The sequence below is a fragment of the Cysteiniphilum litorale genome, assembly GCF_003428165.1.
Lineage (GTDB): Bacteria > Pseudomonadota > Gammaproteobacteria > Francisellales > Francisellaceae > Caedibacter > Caedibacter litoralis.
This window is the reverse complement of the sequence record NZ_QLIQ01000010.1, coordinates 17782-36025: the sequence shown is the minus strand read 5'-3', so window position 1 is coordinate 36025 and position 18244 is coordinate 17782. Positions and strand designations below refer to the sequence as shown.

Annotated in this window: 19 protein-coding genes and 1 tRNA gene; 16 read left to right on the top strand and 4 right to left on the bottom strand. The window is 41.2% G+C overall.

The features are described 5' to 3' along the window. Positions 1-8 precede the first annotated feature (8 nt). The 6 genes from DNJ75_RS05960 to DNJ75_RS05935 are packed head-to-tail and all read left to right on the top strand — an operon-like array spanning position 9 to position 5344. Positions 9-479, top strand: a complete 471-nt coding sequence (locus DNJ75_RS05960; protein ID WP_117002280.1) for a F0F1 ATP synthase subunit B — start codon at positions 9-11, stop codon at positions 477-479. A gap of 11 nt (positions 480-490) precedes the next feature. Next, entirely contained in the window at positions 491-1027 is a 537-nt protein-coding gene (locus DNJ75_RS05955) for a F0F1 ATP synthase subunit delta (RefSeq protein WP_117002279.1), read from the top strand. A 24-nt stretch (positions 1028-1051) separates the two neighbouring features. Continuing rightward, the gene (gene atpA / locus DNJ75_RS05950) at positions 1052-2593 is read left to right on the top strand and encodes a F0F1 ATP synthase subunit alpha (RefSeq protein WP_117002278.1); all 1542 of its coding nucleotides are present in this window, start codon (positions 1052-1054) and stop codon (positions 2591-2593) included. Positions 2594-2605: 12 nt separating this feature from the next. Continuing rightward, positions 2606-3484, top strand: coding sequence for a F0F1 ATP synthase subunit gamma (gene atpG / locus DNJ75_RS05945; protein ID WP_117002277.1), 879 nt, complete (start codon positions 2606-2608; stop codon positions 3482-3484). A gap of 18 nt (positions 3485-3502) precedes the next feature. Continuing rightward, a complete protein-coding gene (gene atpD, locus DNJ75_RS05940) occupies positions 3503-4879 on the top strand; it encodes a F0F1 ATP synthase subunit beta (protein ID WP_117002276.1) in 1377 nt (458 codons plus the stop codon). 12 nt (positions 4880-4891) lie between these two features. Further along, entirely contained in the window at positions 4892-5344 is a 453-nt protein-coding gene (locus DNJ75_RS05935; protein ID WP_117002275.1) for a F0F1 ATP synthase subunit epsilon, read from the top strand. 486 nt (positions 5345-5830) lie between these two features. On the opposite strand, the gene DNJ75_RS05925 is transcribed toward DNJ75_RS05935, so the two are convergent. The 4 genes from DNJ75_RS05925 to DNJ75_RS05910 all read right to left on the bottom strand — a co-directional run bounded on the left by DNJ75_RS05925 (position 5831) and on the right by DNJ75_RS05910 (position 10527). After that, entirely contained in the window at positions 5831-6814 is a 984-nt protein-coding gene (locus tag DNJ75_RS05925; RefSeq protein ID WP_117002274.1) for a TDT family transporter, read from the bottom strand. Between the two features lie 91 nt (positions 6815-6905). Then, a complete protein-coding gene (locus DNJ75_RS05920) occupies positions 6906-7778 on the bottom strand; it encodes a LysR substrate-binding domain-containing protein (RefSeq protein WP_117002273.1) in 873 nt (290 codons plus the stop codon). 17 nt (positions 7779-7795) lie between these two features. Continuing rightward, on the bottom strand, positions 7796-8761 hold the full coding sequence (glpX, locus tag DNJ75_RS05915) for a class II fructose-bisphosphatase (RefSeq protein WP_117002272.1): 966 nt from the start codon (positions 8759-8761) through the stop codon (positions 7796-7798). A gap of 206 nt (positions 8762-8967) precedes the next feature. Continuing rightward, on the bottom strand, positions 8968-10527 hold the full coding sequence (locus DNJ75_RS05910; RefSeq protein WP_117002271.1) for an ATP-binding protein: 1560 nt from the start codon (positions 10525-10527) through the stop codon (positions 8968-8970). Between the two features lie 270 nt (positions 10528-10797). Between DNJ75_RS05910 and glmM the strand changes: the two genes are divergently transcribed. The 10 genes from glmM to nuoF all read left to right on the top strand — a co-directional run bounded on the left by glmM (position 10798) and on the right by nuoF (position 18229). Beyond that, positions 10798-12126 (top strand): phosphoglucosamine mutase, encoded by a 1329-nt coding sequence (gene glmM / locus DNJ75_RS05905; RefSeq protein ID WP_117002270.1) that lies wholly within the window; start codon positions 10798-10800, stop codon positions 12124-12126. Positions 12127-12138: 12 nt separating this feature from the next. Beyond that, a complete protein-coding gene (tpiA, locus tag DNJ75_RS05900; RefSeq protein WP_117002269.1) occupies positions 12139-12912 on the top strand; it encodes a triose-phosphate isomerase in 774 nt (257 codons plus the stop codon). A gap of 13 nt (positions 12913-12925) precedes the next feature. After that, entirely contained in the window at positions 12926-13432 is a 507-nt protein-coding gene (gene secG, locus DNJ75_RS05895) for a preprotein translocase subunit SecG (RefSeq protein ID WP_117002268.1), read from the top strand. 91 nt (positions 13433-13523) lie between these two features. Then, positions 13524-13609, top strand: a tRNA-Leu gene (locus DNJ75_RS05890). 20 nt (positions 13610-13629) lie between these two features. Beyond that, complete coding sequence (gene ndhC / locus DNJ75_RS05885) at positions 13630-14025, top strand: NADH-quinone oxidoreductase subunit A (RefSeq protein WP_170137198.1); 396 nt, start codon at positions 13630-13632, stop codon at positions 14023-14025. Next, positions 14016-14501 (top strand): NuoB/complex I 20 kDa subunit family protein, encoded by a 486-nt coding sequence (locus DNJ75_RS05880; RefSeq protein WP_117002266.1) that lies wholly within the window; start codon positions 14016-14018, stop codon positions 14499-14501. The genes ndhC and DNJ75_RS05880 overlap by 10 nt, the downstream gene beginning before the upstream one ends. Positions 14502-14503: 2 nt before the next feature. Beyond that, a complete protein-coding gene (locus DNJ75_RS05875; RefSeq protein ID WP_117002265.1) occupies positions 14504-15172 on the top strand; it encodes an NADH-quinone oxidoreductase subunit C in 669 nt (222 codons plus the stop codon). An 11-nt stretch (positions 15173-15183) separates the two neighbouring features. Then, complete coding sequence (locus tag DNJ75_RS05870; RefSeq protein WP_117002264.1) at positions 15184-16437, top strand: NADH-quinone oxidoreductase subunit D; 1254 nt, start codon at positions 15184-15186, stop codon at positions 16435-16437. Between the two features lie 13 nt (positions 16438-16450). Then, a complete protein-coding gene (locus DNJ75_RS05865; protein WP_117002263.1) occupies positions 16451-16954 on the top strand; it encodes an NADH-quinone oxidoreductase subunit NuoE family protein in 504 nt (167 codons plus the stop codon). Positions 16955-16957: 3 nt separating this feature from the next. Continuing rightward, positions 16958-18229, top strand: a complete 1272-nt coding sequence (nuoF, locus tag DNJ75_RS05860; protein WP_117002262.1) for an NADH-quinone oxidoreductase subunit NuoF — start codon at positions 16958-16960, stop codon at positions 18227-18229. Positions 18230-18244 lie beyond the last annotated feature (15 nt).

The window sequence follows — 18244 nt, the reverse complement described above, 5'->3', positions numbered from 1 at the left end:
GAGAAATCATGGATATTAATATTACGCTAATCGGCCAGATGATCACCTTTATCATCTTTGTCGGTTTTACCATGAAGTTCGTTTGGCCGCCGTTGAAAAAAGCAATGGACGAGCGTCGTGCAAAAATTGCTGATGGCTTGGCTTCTGCTGATCGCGCGGAAAAAGAGCTAGAAGTTGCTAAAAGAAAAGCCCAAGAGCTTATTCATGAAGCAAAAGCACAAGCAACGAAAATTATTGAGCAAGCGAATATGCGTGCGATGCAAATCGATGAAGAAGCCAAAGAAGCGGCACGTGTTGATGCAGATCGTATTCGTAAAGCGGCTAATGATGAAGCTGAAGCACATATGATTGCAATGAAGCAAAAACTACGCAAAGAAGTCGTAGGCATTGCTGTTGCTGGTGCTGAAAAGCTTATTAGTAAAAACATTGATATGACAACCAATAATCATTTATTGGAAGAAATGGCAGCTGAACTTTAAGAGGTACGATCATGGCAGACTTAACGCCGATTGCAAGACCTTATGCGCAAGCTGCTTACGAGTATGCTAAAGCACATAATGCCGTTGCAAACTGGAATATTATGCTACTTAATCTGTCGGAATGTGTGACAGATAATCAGGTGGCATTGTTGCTTGATAACCCTGCCTATTCTCAGTCAGATGTATCCGTATTGATATTTGATGTCTTAAAAGACGTGCTTGATGAGCATGGTAAGAATTTTGTCAAACTGGCTGCAGAGCATAATCGTTTGACAGTTATTCCAACGATTTATAAGTTGTTTTTATTACATAAAGCCGAAGATGAGAAAGCCAAAAAGGCGAAGATCACGACGGCATTTGAAACTTCTGATGCAGAAATTCAAAAATTAAAAACAAAACTTGAGCAAAAATATCAGTGCGCAATTGAAATTGACGTGGCAGTTGATGCAAGTTTAATTGGTGGAGCAACGATTGAGATAGGGGATCATATTATTGATGGTTCTATCAAAGGCAAGCTTCGAAAATTACAGCACGAGCTACAAGCTTAAACAAGATTAATAGGAATAAAGACTATGCAGCTTACTCCAGCAGAAATTAGTGAATTAATAAAAGAGCGTATTGCCAAGTTTGACAATGCGCCACAAACAAAAACAGAAGGTACTATCGTATCTGTTTCCGATGGTATTATTCGTATTCATGGCTTAAATGAAGTTGCCGCAGGTGAGATGATCGAGCTGCCAGGCGGTGTTTATGGTCTAGCACTTAACCTTGAACAAGATTCAGTTGGTGCCGTTGTCTTAGGTGATTACGAGCATATTCAAGAAGGTCAAAAAGCGTATTGCACAGGGCGTATTTTAGAAGTCCCAGTGGGTGAAGCGTTATTAGGTCGTGTTGTTGATGCCTTGGGTAATCCAATCGATGGCAAAGGTGATATCAAAACAACGGTCACTTCACCGGTTGAAAAAGTAGCCCCTGGGGTGATTTGGCGTCAATCAGTTGATCAGCCAGTGCAAACGGGTATTAAAGCAATTGACGCGATGGTGCCAATTGGTCGCGGTCAACGTGAATTGATTATTGGTGATAGACAAACTGGTAAAACAGCAGTAGCAATCGATGCGATCATCAACCAAAAAGATACGGGTGTAAAATGTATTTATGTGGCGGTTGGTCAAAAAGCTTCATCAGTAGCCGATGTTGTTCGTAAACTAGAAGAACATGATGCTTTAGCGCATACAATCATTGTTGCTGCTAATGCAGCTGATTCAGCAGCACTTCAGTACTTAGCACCTTATGCCGGCTGTGCGATGGGTGAGTATTTCCGTGATCGCGGTGAAGATGCTTTGATTATTTATGATGATTTGACAAAACAAGCATGGGCATATCGCCAGATTTCATTATTGTTACGTCGTCCACCAGGGCGTGAAGCTTATCCAGGGGATGTTTTTTATCTTCATTCAAGATTGTTAGAGCGTGCAGCACGTGTTAATGCTGAATACGTTGAGAAAGCAACAAACGGTGAAGTCAAAGGTAAAACAGGTTCTTTAACTGCATTACCTATTATTGAAACGCAAGCTGGGGATATTTCAGCATTCGTTCCAACTAACGTGATTTCAATTACCGATGGTCAGATTTTCTTAGAGACAGATTTATTTAATGCGGGTATTCGTCCAGCGATTAACGCCGGTAACTCAGTATCGCGTGTTGGCGGATCAGCGCAAACTAAGATCATTAAAAAGCTAGGTGGCGGTGTGCGTTTGGCACTAGCGCAATACCGTGAGCTTGAAGCATTTTCACAATTTGCCTCAGATTTAGATGATGCAACGCGCGCGCAATTAAAGCGTGGTGAGCGTGTGATGGAATTGATGAAGCAAAAGCAATTCTCACCACTGAGCATCGCTAAAATGGCATTATCACTATATGCAGTTGATAAAGGTCACTTAGATGAGATTGAACTAAGTAAAGTTGGATCATTTGAAGCAGCCTTGCATGCTTTTGCTGAAAGTCAGCACAAGGCATTGATGGATGAAATCAATAAGACATGCAACTACAACGATGAGATTGCCGCTCAACTTGAAAAAGTGATCAAAGAGTGCAAAGAAACGCAATCTTGGTAATAGGAGGGTATCATGTCTGGTAGTCGTGAAATACGTACTAAAATTAACAGCGTTAAGAATACCCAGAAAATTACGCGTGCGATGGAGTTAGTTGCCGCTAGTAAGATGCGCAAAGCACGTGATCGTATGGAAGAAGCAAGACCTTACGCTCATTATGCGCTTGATATTATTCATCACGTTGTGCGAGCCAGTATGGAGTATACACATCCATACTTCCAGGCGCGTGAAGTTAAGCGTGTCGGTATGGTGATTGTTTCGACGGATCGCGGTTTATGCGGTGGCTTGAATATTAACTTGTTTAAAGAAGTGTTAAAGTCAATTAAGCATTACCAAGAGCAAAAAGTTGAAGTTGATCTATGTTTGATTGGTTCTAAAGCTGAGAGCTTTTTTAAGCGCTTACGTAAGGTCAATATCGTCTCTGTCGCCAACTTTCACGATGGTGATACAGTAAGCTCAATTACCGGTGCAGTATCGGTAATGGTTAAGGCGTTTGATGAGAATACAATTGATAACTTAATGCTGTTTAGCAATAAGTTTGTCAACACCATCAAGCAGCAGCCGACTAAAGAGCAGTTATTACCAATCCTTAAACCGAAAGAGGGCGCTGTAAAAGAAGATAAATCGATTACAGGACATTGGGATTATCTGTATGAGCCAGGTGCTAAGCGCGTATTAGATGTGTTGTTAGTGCGTTATATCGAGTCGCAAGTTTACTGTGGTGTGGTTGAGAATCTCGCATGTGAGCAAGCAGCCAGAATGCTCGCGATGAAAAATGCAACTGATAATGCTGGTGATATTATTAACTCACTGAAGTTGCAATATAACAAAGCACGTCAAGCAATGATTACGCAAGAGCTCGCGGAGATTGTCTCCGGTGCTGCGGCAGTTTAAATTTAAGAGGACATAAAAATGAGTATGGGTAAAATTAGCCAAATTATCGGCGCGGTGATTGACGTAACTTTCCCGCGCGATAATGTACCAAAAGTTTATGATGCACTGATTGTTAACGAAACAGGTTTAACGTTAGAAGTGCAACAAGAAATCGGTGACGGTGTCGTGCGTTGTATCGCGATGGGCTCATCTGATGGTTTAAAGCGTGGTTTAGAAGTCAAAAACACCAATGCGCCAATTTCAGTGCCTGTAGGGCATGGCACTTTGGGGCGCATTATGGATGTATTGGGTAATCCAATTGATGAATGCGGTCCTGTGAAGTGTGATGAAAGACAACCAATTCACAAAAAAGCCCCTGCATTTGAAGATCAAGCGTTAAGTGCTGAAATCCTTGAAACAGGGATTAAAGTAATCGACCTTATTTGTCCATTTGCAAAAGGTGGTAAGGTTGGCTTGTTTGGTGGTGCTGGTGTTGGTAAAACCGTTACTATGATGGAGCTTATCAATAACATCGCTAAAGAGCATAGTGGTTTCTCTGTGTTTGCGGGTGTTGGTGAGCGTACACGTGAAGGTAATGACTTTTATCATGAGATGAAAGACTCTAACGTACTAGATAAAGTATCATTGGTTTACGGGCAAATGAATGAGCCACCAGGAAACCGTTTACGTGTGGCATTAACAGGTTTGACAATTGCTGAGAGCTTCCGTGATGAGAATCGTGATGTATTGATGTTTATCGATAACATTTATCGCTACACATTAGCAGGTACAGAAGTATCTGCACTTTTAGGACGTATGCCATCAGCTGTAGGATATCAGCCAACACTTGCCTATGAAATGGGTGTATTGCAAGAGCGTATTACCTCAACAAAAACAGGCTCAATTACCTCTGTTCAAGCCGTATACGTACCTGCGGATGACTTAACAGATCCATCACCTGCAACAACTTTCTCGCATTTGGATGCAACGATCGTATTGTCACGTCAAATTGCTGAGTTAGGTATTTACCCTGCGGTTGACCCATTAGACTCAACATCTCGTCAGTTGGATCCATTAGTGGTTGGTCAAGAGCATTACGAAGTAGCGCGCAGTGTTCAACAAACGCTACAACGTTATAAAGAGCTAAAAGATATTATTGCGATTTTAGGTATGGATGAATTATCTGAAGAAGATAAATTGATCGTATCACGTGCGCGTAAAATCCAACGTTTCTTATCACAACCATTCCACGTGGCGGAAGTCTTTACCGGAAACCCTGGTAAATACGTGCCATTGAAAGATACGATTGCAAGCTTTAAGGCGATTGTTGCAGGTGAGTATGATCACTTGCCTGAACAGGCTTTCTATATGGTTGGAACCATCGAAGAAGCGATTGAAAAAGCAAAGTCAATCTAAGAGGTATCAGTAATGTCTGATAAACTACTGAAAGTCAATGTGGTTAGCCAAGAAGGTTCAGTCTATGAGGCGCGTGCCAAAATGGTAAGCCTCAGAGGCACGGAAGGGGAGATGGGTATTGCCTTTGGTCATACACAACTCTTATCGACCTTGCCGCCTGGTGTTGTCCGCATTGAACGTGAAAATAATGAAAAAGATACGCTTTATATCTCTGGTGGCATCTTAGAAGTTCAGCCACATCAAGTGATTATTCTCTCTGATGTGATGGAACGTGCTAAGGATCTTAATGAAGCTGCTGCTGAAAAGGCGCGCCAACAAGCCGAAGAAGCATTAAAGAAAGCGCGTGATAGTGACAAAGTAGAAGTCGAAGAAGCGCGTCAAATGCTGGCGGAAGCTGAAGCACGCTTAAAAGCGCTTAAAATTCTTAAAGGTGTTAACGCCTACTATAACGATTCAGATAAATAACTGAGGTTACGCACTGTTTCTATTTCAACACCCCGCCTCGCAAGCTTAAGCACCCCTCTTGAAAAGAGGGGAATTAAAATCACCGTTACCCAATTCCCCTCTTTTCAAGAGGGGTGGCAGCCGTAGGCTGACGGGGTGTTTATAAAATCATAGTTTTTTCTAAAGTGCGTAACACCAGTAAATAATCATCTTTTTCTTAATATATACCACATAACTGCCGCAAGCATTAGTTGAATAGCAGCTGTGGTGAGTGAAATCTTCACGACAATATCAACAAAATAATCAAGCCAATGTAGTGGTAAGGCGACTGTTATTTTTAATGTGCACGCTTAAACTCCGTTTTATGCTGTGCTATTTAATATAGTTGGTTTTTATGTTTTTTCAGAAATAATTGATTGGATGCTGGATGCTGGATGCTGGATGCTGGATGCTGGATGCTGGATGCTGGATGCTGGATGCTGGATGCTGGATGCTGGATGTTGGATGCTAGTTAGTAGAAGAAACAGTTTGAGCAACAAATAGGTTCTCAATGACAAGGTGATAGAAGTATTTCCATGCAACATAACCAATAACGAGTGCAGCAATAATGAGTTCAAATACTGCCAAGTAATGGATTTGGCTAACATATTGCGGTGCAAGGTTTAAGGTATGCTCTGCCCAGTAAGCGGTTTTAAATAAGGCGGTTGAACCGATAGCCATCGGGAAAGTAAATGCCGCAAACCCAGGAGAGAAGCTTAAGCTCATTAATTTAACGAAGCTTAAATAGATCATTGCAGTCATTAATATGGCGATACCAAATAGTAGCATCACAATAACAGGTGATGGATCCTGGGTAACGGTTAAGTATCCTGCTAATGATAAGCTGGCAGGGGCTGCAAAAATCGCAATGGTTGGTTTGGCTGCATCAGGAATCTCATGCGTAAACATCACGCGATATAGCATTAATGGTAATAAGATGGCATAACTGATTAAGCCGAAATACAATAGTGCACTTGCCAATGGTTGTAGTACACCACCAGGGAAAGCAACATCGGCAACGATAATACCAACAGGTGGCACAAACCACGATGGCACCATATGGTGTAGTTTAAATTCACGCATGCGATGATAAATAAATGCCGCTAAAAAGAGCAAATGAATAGTCACCGCAAAAACCCATACAAGTTCAGCAGCAAGATGACTTACGTAATTAATGCTGTTGGAGATAATCATTAAAGCCATGGCAAAAGTAGGTACCACACTGCCAACAACAGGGTGGGCAAGGTCTTGACGCAGCTTTTGTGGCCAAACAATAAATTTAGCAGCAACAAATAATAATAAAATGCCAGCAATAATTGCTGAAGCGATTTGTAAGCTATGGTTAGCTGGTAATGCGTTTTCAGCACACCAGCCCAAACCTGAAATACCAAGAGCTAAACCAGCCATTGGGGTAGGGACTTTTTCTAAAAAGCCATGTAATTTCTGAGTCATGATAAACACCTTTATGAATATTGTTATGGTGTTAGTTTATGTTGACTCTTATATAAATAAAATTTTTTAAATTTTATGGGATGGATTTAAATTATTTATTAGTGACCCAATCGAGCCACTCTTCGGTAAGCTCTGAGATGTGCGCGCGCTTGTTTTGTACAATGAGCAAGTCTCTTTCAAGTTTCATTTCAGGGCATTCAAGGATGTGAATGTTTGATTGATTGTGTAAGGCAGATATTGAAACACAGCCAATGGCATTGCTATTTAATACCGCAAGAATAATGGCCTCACTACTACCAAGCTCCAAGAATAAATTCAATTGATAATCAAATAATGGCAGCATGGTCTGCTCGATCAGCGTGCGACTGCCTGAGCCTTTTTCTCTGAGAATAAATGGGTGTTTTTTCAGTGTTTTAATATCGACCGTTTTTTCTTTGGCTAAAGGATGATCTTTATGCACAAAAAGTTTCAATTTATCTTTAGCAAAAGCAAAACAGTTGGTCTGATTACTTAAGCTAGCACTTTCAATGAATCCCAAATCTGCTTGATGGGAAATCACCGATTCAATAACTTGTTCACTATTGCCAATGTTAAGAGATAGCTCCACTTCAGGGTGCTGTTGTTTAAAGGAAGACATAAGTGTCGGCAAGATATAATTACCAATCGTGTTACTTGCGGCAATATGCAAACTACCAATTAATGCTTGTGTGTATTTGAAGAAATGCTCAATCTTATCAGTAGCTTCTAAAAGTGCCATTGCTTTGGGGTAAAGCTGTTGCCCATGATGATTAAGCACGATTTTGCGATCAATGCGATCAAAGAGCTTAACACCAAGCTGTGTCTCAAGTGATGATAGTGCCGTGCTTAATGCCGGTTGCGTGAGACTTAAGCTCTCCGATGCCTTGGTAATGCTGCCATGTTTGGCAATGGCAGCAAAGATCAGTAATTGTTTGTGTGAAAGCATATTTTACCTAATTTCGGTTATAAGTACTCAAAGCCTTTCTTGAAGTTGAAATTGTGCTCGGCTTCAATATGTCTTACTGTGCCTGACAATGAACGCATGACAAGGCTGTGTGTTTGTGCAAATTGACCTTTGCGCTTGACACCTTTGAGCATCTGTCCATCGGTGACACCTGTTGCAGCAAACAACACATTGCCAGAAGCTAGGTCATTTAGATGATAGATTTTATTTAAATCATCAATGCCCCATTTCTTAGCACGTGCTTTTTCATCATCATTTCTGAAAATAAGGCGACCTTGCATTTGTCCACCTAAACAACGAAGCGCGGCAGCAGCAAGAACACCTTCGGGTGCCCCTCCTGTGCCCATGTACATATCAATGCCAGTATCTTCTTGTGCGGTAGCAATGACTGCGGAAACATCACCGTCGCCAATAAGAGCAATGCGTGCACCGGCTTCTCTGACTTGACGGATAATCTCTTCATGGCGTGGGCGATCTAAAATACAGACAACTAGCGCTTCAATAGGGACTTTTTTAAATTGAGCCAGGTTTTTCAAATTCTCAGCAGGTGTCGCATTGATGTCGATAATATCTGCCGGCATGCCATGTCCACCCACGGCAATTTTCTCCATATAAACATCAGGGGCATTTAAAAATCCACCATCTTCTGCCATGGCGATGACTGCTAAGGCGTTAGGTCCACCTTTAGCTGTGATGGTTGTCCCTTCTAGTGGATCAAGTGCGATGTCAACCTTGGGACCGCCTTTGCCGACTTTCTCTCCAATATAAAGCATTGGCGCCTCATCTCGCTCACCTTCACCAATGACGACAGTGCCATCGATATCTAGACCATTTAAAGCGCGACGCATAGCATCAACAGCAACTTGATCAGCTGCTTTTTCATCTCCTCGACCCATTTGGCGCCAAGCAGACAAAGCAGCAGCTTCGGTAACGCGAACGGTTTCTAATGCTAAATTACGATCCATTATTCTATCCCTTAGTTTGTATATGCACTGCCAAAATGATTACAAAGAATCCAGTGCTTGTTGAAAATCGCCAGTATTGTAACAATTGTGGGGTTAAAAGGGTATGTGTTTTCGGGAAATCAGGCTAACAAATTATGAGTTCGATCTAACAACGTTGTGGCGCAGCTAGTGGAGAATGTCACTTGTTTATCTCATCTGCAAATAATTTACGATTGGTACAGCTCAGCCTCTAATTCAGCAACGTTGCGTTCTTCGGTATCAAAGCTTATGCCAACAAGATAAATAGGCTTAGCCAGAGCAAGATATTTTTCAGGGTATTTCCTTGATTTGATCTGTTCTATTGCGGTCTTAGCGTCACCTAGTTTGGCGAGTTTAAACTCGATAATGATAATTTTGTCATCCATTATTATCGTTAAATCGAGTTTACCATGGTTAGTAACGTCCTCTGGTATTGTGTCATAGCCTAAAGCGCTTAAGAAACTATAGACAATGCTGGCATAAAACCCTTCATATTGATCGATCTGGTTGTTGCGATACCAATCATGTGGAATAGAGGAAAAATGACTGCTTAAAATCATCTTTAAGTCGTCAAAATTGCCTTCTTCAAAACTGCTAACCAAGCGACCAAGTATAAAGTCTTTGTTATCTGTGGTTGTGCCAATATTGGCAAGAGATTCATTTAGGCTTGATTTTACTTCATAGTTGGGATAACCCAAGCGATATGCCATGCGATTGCCGCGTGCTGTTATTTCTTTGATGGTTAAATAACCCGTTTGAAAGAGTAAAGTGGCGATCGGCATATCGTTAATATCAAACTTCGACAACATGGTCTCACTGACAACAAGATCTTCTAAATTAGGGATAAAGTAGCGATTTTGTTGGATCATCTTAACCAAAAAAGCGGGTGTCGCCGTTTCAAACCAATAGCTTTGGTAACGATAGCCACCATCAATGAATAGTAGAATATCAAAAGGGTTGTAAACTCTTTGCGTCTTGTCACCAGCAAAGTTATAGCCGTTGTACCATTTTTTAAGCTGGTCTAGATCGACATTGCCAGCGGTTAAATAGTCTTTAAAAGAATGTTCTAACTCAGATTGATTGTAGCCACAGATATCTGCATAACGTGGATCAAGAGTAATATCTTTTAAATTATTGAGTTCACTAAAAATACTGATTTTAGTAAAGCGTGATACGCCGGTTAACATTGCAAATTGAATATTAACATCCTGAGATTTGATCACGCTATAGAAGTTTCTAAGGCGTTGGCGCATCGCTTTTGCCATTTCGGTATTGTCGATATTATCCAGTACTGGTTTGTCATATTCATCAACAAGAATGACAACTTTACGGTGATTTTTGGCAAGTTGTTCAATCAAATAAGCAAAGCGACTGCTGATTTCGCTGTAGACATTGTCTATTTCATAACTTTGGTAATATTCATCTAAAAAGCGCATGATTTTAGCATCTAACTCTTCTGTTGAGGCGGCATTGCCTTCGCCAAAGGTAAAGTGCAGTACAGGGTGTTGCACTTGCCAGTCCCAGTGTTTTTCTATATGTAGACCTGTAAATAATTTTTTATTGCCTAGAAAAAGTTGTCTGATGGTGTCGATAAGTAGCGATTTCCCGAAGCGTCGTGGTCGTGATAGGAAGTAAAACCCACCGCCATTATTTATGAGAGTGTTGATAAGCTTTGTTTTATCAACATACAAGTAATTGCCATTGATAATTTTTTCTATCCCTGAGATACCAATTGGAAGTTTTTTCATGTGATCTATACTGGCTTTTTAAAAAATTATCAGCAATCTTATCGTGTTACCCTTATAGACTCAAGTGAAACGAACGTGAGCAATAGAGTGAAAAATAACAGCAATTGCTATTTGCCTTGTTTTTTGTGGTGGATAATCTGTGGATAAGTGTTTTTAAAGCCCCATCACAGCGAAAATACGACTTTCGCCAAGAAAATCACTTAACGATTTCTATTTAGTAGCGCATAATGTAGAGCGTTTTAAATCTAAAAAGCAAAAAGCACTAAATACATGGCAAGGAAATATTTTGGCACCGATGGTGTGCGCGGGAAAGTAGGTGTTAATCCGATCACACCTGAGTTTGCAATGAAGATGGGTAATGCGGTGGGGCAAGCGCTGCGCGAAAAGTGCTTACCACTTGTCGTCGTGATTGGTCAGGATACTAGACGCTCCTCAGATATGTTAAAGGCGGGGTTTATTGCAGGGATCACTGCAGTTGGTGTCAATGTGATTAATTTAGGGATGGTGCCGACACCCGTTGTTGCTTTTATGGTACCAATTTTTAAAGCTGGCGCCGGCGTTGTTTTAAGTGCGTCACACAACCCGTTTTATGATAATGGGATTAAGCTATTCTCATCTGCAGGACATAAGTTGCCTGATGATGTTGAATATCAGATCGAACGCTATATTGATGAAGAGTTTTACTATCAGCCAGAAGGTGAGTTTGGTGAGATTTATAGTCAAATCAATGAAGTTCAGCCTTATATCAAGCATTGTCTGACGTCATTTGCGGATCAGATTGATTTGAGTGACAAAAAAATCATTGTTGATTGTGCTAATGGCGCGCTATTTCGTGTTGCCAAAGAAGTATTTTCGCGCTTGAATTTGAACACTGTTAACATTGCATCAACTCCGGATGGTTTAAATATTAATGAAAATTGTGGTGCAGTACATCTAGATGCATTAAAAACCGCAGTTATCAATCAAAACGCTGATTTAGGTATTGCCTTTGATGGTGATGGTGATCGGATTATGCTTGTTGATGAAACAGGATGTGTGGTTGATGGCGATGATATTTTATTGGCTTTAGCAAAACACAATGAAAACATACCCGGTGTGGTCGGTACGGTGATGACGAATCTTGCGATTGAGCAGGAATTTTCAAAGCTTAATTTACCATTTAAGCGTGCTAAAGTGGGGGATCGCTATGTGATGGAGTTGTTGCTTGAGAATGATTGGGCGCTTGGTGGTGAATCTTCGGGGCACATTATTGATCTTCGTTATAATTCAACCGGAGATGGATTAATGGCAGCATTGCAAATTTTGGCATTATTAACAAAAGCAAATAAACCTTTGTCAATGCTGGTTGATAGTCAAAAAATGCCGCAGTTGATGATCAATGTGCCGTTGACAAAGAAACTTGATGCGAATGATATGAGTCTATTGATTGAAGATGTTAGCTTTGTCGAGAAAACCTTAGGTGATGATGGTCGTGTGGTATTGCGCCCCTCAGGTACCGAACCCGTATTGCGTGTAATGGTTGAGGCAAAAACAGTTGATCTAACCAAAAAGTGGGTAGATTATTTGGTTGAAAAAGTTAAAGAAAAGTTAAATGCTTAATATGGAGTAACGATGAGAAAGCAAATTATTATTGGCAACTGGAAGATGAATGGCTCACTATTATCGATTAAAAGTCTATGTGAGTCATTAAATAAATTATCAACAGAGTCGCTTTCTGCCGATATGGCAGTGTGTGTGCCTAATGTTTATTTGTCCTATGTTAGCGACAATATCAAAGGTGTTGCTCTTGGTGTGCAAAATGTTAGCCAATATGATGATGGTGCTTACACGGGCGAAATTAGTGTGAGCATGCTTAAGGATTTTAATTGTCAATACGCTATTGTTGGACATTCTGAGCGTCGCGCGCTATTTGGTGAAAGTAATATCGATGTTGCATTGAAAGCTAAAAAAGCAACTGAAGCAGGGCTTTGTGCCATTGTTTGTGTTGGTGAGACATTAGAAGAAAGAACTTCAGGTAAATTGGAGGAAGTATTAAAAACTCAGCTTAGCACGGTATTAAATGAGCTGACTCTAAATCAATTGAGAAATGTTATCATTGCGTATGAGCCAGTATGGGCGATTGGTACAGGGCTTGCGGCAACGGCATCACAGGTTCAGGAAGTCCATGCTTACTTACGCTCGATCGTCACAAACTTCCATGTTGAGCTTGCTAAAAATATCAAAATTATATATGGTGGCAGCCTTAAGCCATCGAATGCTGATGAGATATTGAAGTTGGCAGATGTCGATGGTGGTTTGATAGGGGGTGCTTCTCTTTGTGGGAAGGACTTTGGTGAAATTGTTAAACATGCAAAAGCGGTTAAAAATGCCAAGCATGTAAAATAGGCAAAACGAGTAGATGTTAGCGTTAGTTATCACTGTACATATTATTGTTGCGGTATTGATTGTTGGATTGATATTGTTGCAACAAGGCAAAGGAGCAAACATGGGCGCCTCATTTGGGTCAGGCGCATCTCAAACCGTATTTGGTAGCCGAGGAGCGGCGCCATTTATGTTTAAGTTTACAGCTTTTTTAGTCGCTGTTTTTTTTGTCACAAGCATAGGTTTAAGCTATATTGGCAAGCAAAATGCAAACAAGGGTGCCGAGGCTCAAGCATCAAGCGGTGTGTCGCAAGCTGATTACCAAAAGCAGCAAGCAGCTCAGCAGGCTTTGATTGAACAGGCTAAAGCAACTGATGCAAAAGAAAACAAAGGTACAGTAACACTTCCGGTGAGCAATCTTCTAAAAACTCCAGCAGCGACAACATCAAATGCTGAAAATGCTGATGACAAGTCAAAGCAGGCAGTTGATGTGAAGAATGCAACAACTAAAGAAAAAGAAGCAGTACCAGCGTCAACTAAATAGCTAAAGTAGAGTTTTTGATTGTTAAAGCTATGATGCTTATGGGCTTGTAGTGATTTGTCAAAGGCTGTTTTAGTAAGGTTAAGTTTATTTTGCCAAAGTGGTGGAATTGGTAGACACGCCATCTTGAGGGGGTGGTGAGCACAGCTCGTGCGGGTTCGAGTCCCGCCTTTGGCACCAAAAACGAGGATATAGGCATGTTGCAATATAGTGTATATCATGAGTTTTTGCCGATTTTGATTTTTCTCATTGTGGCGATTGCTATCGCATCAGCAATGGCGATTGGCGGCAAAATGCTATCAATTATTGTTGGGGTGCATAACCCGAACCCTGAAAAAAACGCACCATTTGAGTGCGGATTTGCTGAATTTGAAGATGCGCGCATCAAGTTCGATGTGCGTTTTTATTTGGTTGCCATTTTATTTTTGGTTTTTGATCTTGAAGTTGCTTTTATGATTCCTTGGGGTGTGCTGGTACGCGATAGCGGTGCAGGTGGTATTTCATGGGCAGCTTTCATTGCGATGATGATATTCTTGTTCATCTTACTAATTGGATTTATCTATGAGTGGAAGAAAGGGGCGCTAGAATGGGAGTAGAAGAAGGCATTAACAATAATAAAGGCTTTATCACTGCCAGCGCTGATTCTTTAGTAAATTGGGTGCGTACAGGATCTTTGTGGCCGGTAACCTTTGGTCTTGCCTGTTGCGCCGTTGAGATGATGCATGCAGGGGCTGCTCGTTATGACCTGGATCGTTTTGGTATTGTATTTCGTCCAAGTCCGCGTCAATCAGATGTATTGATTGTTGCCGGTACTTTGTGTAATAAGATGGCACCTGCTTTGCGTAAAGTCTATGATCAGATGCCTGATCCAAAATGGGTGATTTCCATGGGGTCATGTGCCAATGGTGGTGGCTATTATCATTATTCTTATTCCGTAGTTAGAGGCTGCGATCGCATTATGCCAGTGGATATTTATGTGCCGGGTTGTCCGCCGACGGCTGAAGCGCTTATCTATGGCATTATTCAGCTTCAGAATAAAATCAAACGCACTAATACAATTGCGAGGAAATGACGATGTCGTTAACGCAAGAATTTATCGATGATTTAAAAAATGACTTTAACAGTCAGTTTATCGCAACAACTTTTCAACACGATGAGCTTACCGTTGAAATTGCCAAAGATAATCTCATTAAAGTGATGACCCGCTTAAAAAAAGTATTTAAGTTTGAACAACTTGTTGATATTAGTGGCGTTGACTACTTAAACTTTGGTGAAGATCAGTGGAAAACGCAAAGTGCCACGAGTAGTGGCTTTTCGCGCGGTGTTGTGCAAGGTGAGTTATTGCATAAAGAACCCAATAAGGGTAAGAAACGCTTTGCGGTGGTTTATCACTTAATGAGTTTGGCGCTTAATATTCGTTTGCGTGTTAAGGTTTATTTAGATGAATTTGATCTGATGTTGCCAAGCGTTGTTGATATTTGGCCTGCGGCAAACTGGAGCGAGCGTGAAGCTTTTGATATGTTTGGTTTTATTTTTACAGGGCACCCTGACTTGCGCCGAATATTGACTGATTATGGCTTCGTAGGGCATCCATTTAGAAAAGATTTCCCGCAAAGTGGTTATGTTGAGATGCGTTATGATGAAACGCAAAAACGTGTGGTTTACGAACCAGTAGAAATTGATCCGCGTGTGAATGCGCCCAAGGTTATTCGTCAAGATAACCGTTACTTAGACGAACAGTAATTGAGAATGCTATGGCAGAATTTAAAAACTATACAATGAACTTTGGCCCGGTGCATCCGGCGGCTCATGGGGTGTTGCGTTTGGTGTTAGAACTTGACGGTGAGGTCGTTGTTCGTGCTGATCCACATATTGGGCTTTTGCATCGCGGTACTGAGAAATTGGCTGAATCTAAACCATATAACCAAAGCATTGGTTATATGGATCGCTTAGATTACGTATCGATGATGTGTAATGAGCATGCTTATGTCTTGGCGATTGAAAAGTTGCTTGAGATTGAAGTGCCAAAACGTGCGCAATACATCCGTGTGATGTTTGCTGAAATTACGCGTATTTTGAATCACTTATTATGGACAGCAGCTAATAGTTTGGACTTAGGTGCAATGACGATGTTTCTTTACGCGTTTCGTGAGCGTGAAGATCTGTTTGATTGCTATGAAGCGGTTTCAGGGGCGCGAATGCATGCAACTTATTTCCGTCCAGGTGGTGTTGCGCGCGATCTACCATTGACGATGCCAAAATATGAAAAATCTCGTTTCACATCAAAGCGTAAATTAAAAGCCATTAACAAAAATCGCCAAGGTTCACTGCTTGATTTTATTTGGGATTTTACTGAGCGTTTTCCAAAATGTGTTGATGAGTATGAAAATCTATTAACCAATAACCGTATCTGGAAACAACGTACCGTTGGTATTGGTGTGGTAACGCCAGAGCGTGCTAAGGCATTAGGCTTTGGTGGTCCAATGTTAAGAGGCTCAGGCGTTGCTTGGGATCTTCGCAAAAAACAACCGTATGATGTCTATAGCAAACTTGATTTTGATATTCCTGTTGGTAGCCATGGTGATTGCTATGATCGCTATTTGGTACGTATGGCAGAAATGCGCGAATCCAATAAAATCATCCGTCAATGCGTTGAGTGGTTACGTCACAACGAAGGTCCTATTATGGCGCCAAATCACAAAGTGACTCCGCCTAAGCGTGATGAGATGAAAAACAGTATGGAAGCCTTGATTCATCACTTTAAGCTATTCTCTGAGGGCTATTGTGTGCCTGAAGGTGAAGTATATGTGGGAACAGAGCATCCAAAAGGTGAATTTGGAATTTACTTGGTATCAGATGGTGCCAATAAACCGTATCGTCTAAAGATTAGAGCGCCAGGCTTTACCCATTTAAGTGCGATGAATGAAATGTTAAGCGGGCATATGTTATCCGATGCTCCGGCAATTATTGCGACACAAGATATTGTGTTTGGCGATGTAGATAGATAAGTAAGGTTTGTCTATGTTAGAGAATAAGTTAGATAAAAAAGAAATCTTTTCACCTCAAGTCACTGAGTTGCTAGAAAATTGGGAAAAGCGCTATCCTGCTAATCAAAAGCGCTCTGTCATCATCCCAGGCTTGCATGTTTTGCAAGACTATAACAACGGCTATTTAACTGAAGAATTAATGGATAAATTAGCACTTTATTTGGATGTGCCAGCAGCTTCAGTCTATGAAGTGGCAACTTTCTACAGCATGTATGATCTTAAAAAAGTAGGCAGGCATAAGCTAAATGTATGTACTAATCTTTCATGTATGTTAAATGGTGCCAAGAAAATCATGACGCACATTGAAAATAAGCTTGATATTAAAGCGGGGCAAACAACGGCTGATGGTAGAATTACGTTAAAGTCTGTCGAGTGTCAGGGTGCATGCTGTGGTGCGCCAATGTTGGAAGTGGATAAGGTTTTTTATGAAAACTTAACCATTGCAAAAGTCGATCAAATTATTGATTCTTTGGAGTAGCAGATGGCGAATGAAGTGTGTTTTAGAACCCTGCACCTTGAGCGACCGTGGTCATTGAAGTCTTACGAGTCAATCGGGGGCTACTCTTATTGGAAAAGAATTCTTGATGAGAAGATTCCACCTGAAGTTATTATTGAAGAGCTTAAAAAATCAGGTCTACGTGGTCGTGGTGGTGCGGGCTTCCCTACAGGTCTTAAGTGGAGCTTCATGCCGCGCAACTTGCCAGGACAGAAGTATGTTGTATGCAATTCCGATGAAGGTGAACCAGGTACTTGTAAAGATCGCGAGATTTTACGCAATAATCCACATCAATTAATCGAAGGCATGGCAATTGCCGGTTATGTCACCGGTGCAACCGTCGGTTATAACTATATCCGTGGCGAGTTTTATGAACCGATTGCACGTTTTGAGGCTGCCTTAAATGAAGCCCGTGCCATGGGTTTGATCGGCTTTAATCTGCGTAGTTCAGGTGTTGATTTTAATTTATATTGCTCAATCGGCGCAGGTGCTTATATCTGTGGTGAAGAAACCGCATTATTAAATTCGCTTGAAGGACGTAAAGGTCAACCGCGATTTAAGCCACCGTTTCCAGCCAATAAAGGCCTATATGGTTGCCCTACTAATATTAATAATACTGAGACCTATGCTTCCGTGCCGCCAATACTAGAGCACGGTGGTGAATGGTTTCAGAAAATGGGCACAGAGAAAAGTGGTGGTACTAAACTTTTTTGTGTTTCAGGGCATGTTAATACTCCTGGTGTGTTTGAGATTGGTCTTGGCACGCCATTTAAAGACTTGCTAGCGATGGCAGGTGGCGTGCGTGAGAATAAAAAAATCAAAGCAGTGATTCCAGGTGGCAGCTCATGTAAGATCCTAACTGGTGATGAGATGCTATCTTTAACCATGGACTATGAAGCTATTGGTCAAGCAGGCTCAATGTTAGGCTCAGGTGCTGTTGTTGTGCTTGATGAAGATACGTGTATGGTTGAGTTACTAGCGCGCTTAGCTGAGTTTTATTATGAAGAGTCCTGTGGGCAATGCACACCGTGTCGCGAAGGAACTGGCTGGTTAGCAAGAACCTTAGAGCGTATTTTGCATGGTGAAGGTAAGCCAGAGGATATTGATAATTTAGCGCGTGTTGCTTCAAATATTGAAGGCAATACCATTTGTGGTTTGGGTGATGCTGCGGCATGGCCAGTACAAAGCTATATTAAGAAATTCAGACATGAATTTGAATATATGATTGAACATAAGCGCAGTATTGTCGGTGCTTAATAAATAGTGAAACCC

Bases quoted from the DNA above. Each gene is read 5' to 3' on its own strand.
- DNJ75_RS05960 (WP_117002280.1), top strand. From the start codon at position 9: ATGGATATTAATATTACGCTAATCGGCCAGATGATCACCTTTATCATC.
- DNJ75_RS05955 (WP_117002279.1), top strand. From the start codon at position 491: ATGGCAGACTTAACGCCGATTGCAAGACCTTATGCGCAAGCTGCTTAC.
- atpA (WP_117002278.1), top strand. From the start codon at position 1,052: ATGCAGCTTACTCCAGCAGAAATTAGTGAATTAATAAAAGAGCGTATT.
- atpG (WP_117002277.1), top strand. From the start codon at position 2,606: ATGTCTGGTAGTCGTGAAATACGTACTAAAATTAACAGCGTTAAGAAT.
- atpD (WP_117002276.1), top strand. From the start codon at position 3,503: ATGAGTATGGGTAAAATTAGCCAAATTATCGGCGCGGTGATTGACGTA.
- DNJ75_RS05935 (WP_117002275.1), top strand. From the start codon at position 4,892: ATGTCTGATAAACTACTGAAAGTCAATGTGGTTAGCCAAGAAGGTTCA.
- DNJ75_RS05925 (WP_117002274.1), bottom strand. From the start codon at position 6,814: ATGACTCAGAAATTACATGGCTTTTTAGAAAAAGTCCCTACCCCAATG.
- DNJ75_RS05920 (WP_117002273.1), bottom strand. From the start codon at position 7,778: ATGCTTTCACACAAACAATTACTGATCTTTGCTGCCATTGCCAAACAT.
- glpX (WP_117002272.1), bottom strand. From the start codon at position 8,761: ATGGATCGTAATTTAGCATTAGAAACCGTTCGCGTTACCGAAGCTGCT.
- DNJ75_RS05910 (WP_117002271.1), bottom strand. From the start codon at position 10,527: ATGAAAAAACTTCCAATTGGTATCTCAGGGATAGAAAAAATTATCAAT.
- glmM (WP_117002270.1), top strand. From the start codon at position 10,798: ATGGCAAGGAAATATTTTGGCACCGATGGTGTGCGCGGGAAAGTAGGT.
- tpiA (WP_117002269.1), top strand. From the start codon at position 12,139: ATGAGAAAGCAAATTATTATTGGCAACTGGAAGATGAATGGCTCACTA.
- secG (WP_117002268.1), top strand. From the start codon at position 12,926: ATGTTAGCGTTAGTTATCACTGTACATATTATTGTTGCGGTATTGATT.
- DNJ75_RS05880 (WP_117002266.1), top strand. From the start codon at position 14,016: ATGGGAGTAGAAGAAGGCATTAACAATAATAAAGGCTTTATCACTGCC.
- DNJ75_RS05875 (WP_117002265.1), top strand. From the start codon at position 14,504: ATGTCGTTAACGCAAGAATTTATCGATGATTTAAAAAATGACTTTAAC.
- DNJ75_RS05870 (WP_117002264.1), top strand. From the start codon at position 15,184: ATGGCAGAATTTAAAAACTATACAATGAACTTTGGCCCGGTGCATCCG.
- DNJ75_RS05865 (WP_117002263.1), top strand. From the start codon at position 16,451: ATGTTAGAGAATAAGTTAGATAAAAAAGAAATCTTTTCACCTCAAGTC.
- nuoF (WP_117002262.1), top strand. From the start codon at position 16,958: ATGGCGAATGAAGTGTGTTTTAGAACCCTGCACCTTGAGCGACCGTGG.